Here is a 1,681-nt window from a genome sequence, read left to right on the forward strand (position 1 = left end):
CGTAGTCGGCGGCGGCGTCGAACAGCGCCACGATGCCGTCGAGGTCGCGATCCGCCTGCGCGCCGACGGGTCCACCGCGTTCGGATGCCGCGGACCACTTGCGTTCGAGGCCGGTGGCCTGCCACGCCTCCCACAGCACGTCCTCGATCCCGCCGCCGCGGCGCGCGGCGTCCCGTGCCTTGCGCAGCACGGACTGCGCCTTCTTCAGCGGCGCCGCCTCGACGTCGGTGAGGCCGTGCACGAGCCGTTCGGCGTCCTCGCTCTCGTCGTCGACGAGCAGCAGCCGCAGCAGTTCGGCCGAGTCACGGTCGCCCCCGGCGGCGAGTTCGACCCGGCGCAGGCCCCGGCGCAGGCGGCGCAGCGCGACCGGTTCGGCTCCGCCGACGGGACCGGACAGCAGGGCGAGCGCCTCCTCACCACCGAACGGCAGCCCGGACAGCGCCCGCAGCACGAGCAGCAGTCCGGCGACCCCGTGCTGGCGGGCCAGCGGAAGCTCGGATGCAGCTGTGGTCACCGGCACCCCGGCGGCCAGCAGGGCCCGCCGCAGCGGAGCGAGCGAACGCGGCACCGACCGCACCACGACGGCCATGCGGGACCACGGCACCCCGTCGACGAGGTGGGCGCGGCGCAGCGTGTCTGCGACGAGCGCGGCCTCCTTCGCCGGCGTCGGCAGCACCCGGACCCGCACGGTTCCCGGATCGTCCGAGGGGACGGCGGGTGCGCCGCGGTGCGGCGGGAGACCGGAGAGCCGCCGGGTGATCCGGCCGACGAGTTCTGCCACCTCCGGGGCGGCGCGATGGTTGGTTCCGAGCACCACGCGGCGGCTCGGGTCGTCGTCGGCGAGCGAGGCGAGAAAGGCCGGGTCGGCACCGCGGAAGGTGAAGACCGCCTGGTCCGGGTCACCGGCGATGGTGGTGGTGCGGGTGCCGAGGCCGACGACGCGCACCAACTGCGCGGCCTGCGGATCGAGATGTTGCGCGTCGTCGACGAGCAGGTGCCGGATCCGGGAGCGTTCCCGCGCGAGCAGGTCCGGATCGGTGACGAATGCGGCGAGGGCGGCACCGACGAGTTCGGCGGCGTCGAGGGCGGGCGCGGTGGCCTCGGGGGCCTCCATGCCCACGGCACCGCGCAGCAGCATGATCTGCTCGTACCGGGCGGCGAACTCGCCGACGGCGACCCATTCCGGTCGCGATCGCTGCTGCCCGAGCTCGATCAGGTCCTCCGGGCCGAGACCGCGTTCGTTGGCGCGCAGCATCAGGTCCCGCAGCTCCACTGCGAAACCGGTCATGCCGAGCGCGGGCCGCAGCCGCTCGGGCCACATTCCTGCGCCGTCGTCGAGATCTCCGCGCAACAACTCGCGCAGGACGGCGTCCTGCTCGGCTCCGGTGATCAGGCGCGGCGGCGGGTTGCCGTGTGTGGACGCCTGCAGCCGCAGCACCGCGAACGCGTACGAGTGGACGGTGCGCACCAGTGGCTCCCGCGTGGCGCGGGGACCGCCGCCAGCCACCCCCGCGCGGAGCAACCCGGCGGTGATCGCCTCGCGGACCTCGGTGGCGGCGCGTCGCGAATGGGTGAGCACCAGCACCGATTCCGGGTCGGCGCCGGCGACGATCCGGGCGACGGCCAGGTCCACGAGCAGCGCCGTCTTTCCCGTCCCGGGACCGCCCAGCACCTGCCACGG

General features: G+C 74.8%; 1 protein-coding gene. It reads right to left on the minus strand.

Annotation, left to right across the window (positions count from 1 at the left end):
• The coding region (locus OEY_RS0115155) for a UvrD-helicase domain-containing protein (RefSeq protein ID WP_010594701.1) at positions 1 to 1,681 on the minus strand (1,681 nt) is incomplete at both ends.

It is taken from the genome of Rhodococcus sp. P14 (assembly GCF_000256505.1).
Taxonomy (GTDB): Bacteria; Actinomycetota; Actinomycetes; order Mycobacteriales; family Mycobacteriaceae; genus Rhodococcus; species Rhodococcus ruber.